At 60.0% G+C, this 1,589-nt stretch carries 1 protein-coding gene and 1 pseudogene; one reads left to right on the top strand and one right to left on the bottom strand.

Annotated features, from left to right (window positions below):
• Nucleotides 1-804, bottom strand: an 804-nt coding sequence (locus V6C07_RS13015) for a glycosyltransferase (protein ID WP_333536903.1), incomplete at its 3' end; no start/stop codon positions are given.
• Nucleotides 805-924: 120 nt separating this feature from the next.
• Here V6C07_RS13015 and V6C07_RS13020 point away from each other — a divergent pair.
• Nucleotides 925-1,589 (top strand): annotated as a pseudogene (locus V6C07_RS13020) (hypothetical protein); the annotation flags it as partial.

The raw sequence follows: 1,589 nt of genomic DNA on the forward strand, positions 1-1,589 counted from the left end.
CCGGGCGCGGTGGCGGGCATTGACCTCGGCCAGCCCCGTTGCCCTGATATGAGCCGCAACATCGGGGTGCTCAAGCAGAAACCTGATGCGAAACTCCGCATCTCCCACGTCATCGGGGGCATAGCCCACGAGGTGCTCGCCGTCCACAAAAAGATCGGCCAGGCCGTGTCCCACCCGGGGCGTCACCAGACAGCCCCCACAGCCAAGAGCCTCAAAAACCCTGAAATTCAGGTCCCCGTGCTCGCAGTGATTGAGCAGCACACGCCCCTGGGGAAAAAGCCGGCGATAGTTGCCCCGAGCAACGTGCAGGCCGGGAAGCCGCTCGCCAAGGCGGCGCAGAAAATCCGCACGCCGGGGCATTTCCGGCGAAACTGTGCCTACAAAAAGACAATCCCACACGGGCTGGGCGTCAGGATCGGGCTGGTCCTGCTCATGAGCAAAAGGCGGCGACCACCACACACGCTCCCGCTCAAGAAAAGGGCCGGAAAAGCGCACAAGATGGTCGCGCAACGATACGAGGCAAACATCAAAAGCCTGGGCATAAAAAGGCTGCCAACTGTGAATATGCGAATCAACGCAGTAATGAACCGTCAGGCAGGGAAAATTTTCCACCCCGAGCACAAAGGGCGGGCGGCTTTTATCAGCCACAACCAGCACGTCGGGTACAAAGCCCGCAATGCCTACCAGGTCACGCCAGCCGAACACCTGGTCGGAATCAAAGTTGTGCAGGGCCGCATCCTGCCAGCCGCAGGAGCGCAGTTCCGTGCCAAAAAAAGGGCTGCCCAGCCATAAGATTTTTTGCATGTTCCCCCGGCGATTGTCAAAGAAGCCTTTTGCATGCGGACAGTTGCCAACAGCGCCAAGATACAATAGGTTTGAAACCTAGCCTTGACGCCCTGCGGCGTCAAGATACGAGACTGCACCATGCTTCTGAATGCCCGCCGACTACGCCTTTTCGCGCGCATATTTCTGGCGCTTTTCCTCCTGCTGTCGGCCTTGACGGCAGGGGCCTTTTACCTTTTGCAGCGCAACCCCGAAGCCCTCACCGGGCATTTTATCAAGGAACTGAACGCCCGCACCGGCCTGAATATCACCGTGGAGGCCGTCAACGTTGCGCTGCTGCCTGTTCCCGCGCTGGCCGTCAGCACCATGACCATTACGGGTGAAGACTGGCAGTTCACCACGGCGTACGCCACCCTCAGACCAGATTTCCTCGCCCTTTTGCAGGGCCGCCTGGAACCCCGCAACATCTCCTTGCTGCGCCCCCGCGTCAGCGGCACGGTTTCCGTTCCCCTCAGCCCGGATATGGATATAAAAAACCTTCTGGGCAGCGGCAGCGGACAGGGCGGCCTTTTGCCCGGCCGCTGTCGCCTGACCGTGCAACAAGGGGACGTACGCATTCAGGGTGCGGAAAATTCCAGCCTCGTCATTGAAGACCTGCAATGCGATCTGGAGGCAAAACCCGGCGACAGCATAAGCGGCAACCTTGGCTGGGCATCGGCCGCCCTTGTGCCGCCCGACGGCCATCCGGTACTGCTGGACAGCCTGTATCTTGACGGCAAAGCCAGCCTTGAAGACCTGCTTAGATT

It is taken from the genome of Desulfovibrio sp. 1214_IL3152 (assembly GCF_036763055.1).
Classification (GTDB): Bacteria; Desulfobacterota; Desulfovibrionia; order Desulfovibrionales; family Desulfovibrionaceae; genus Desulfovibrio.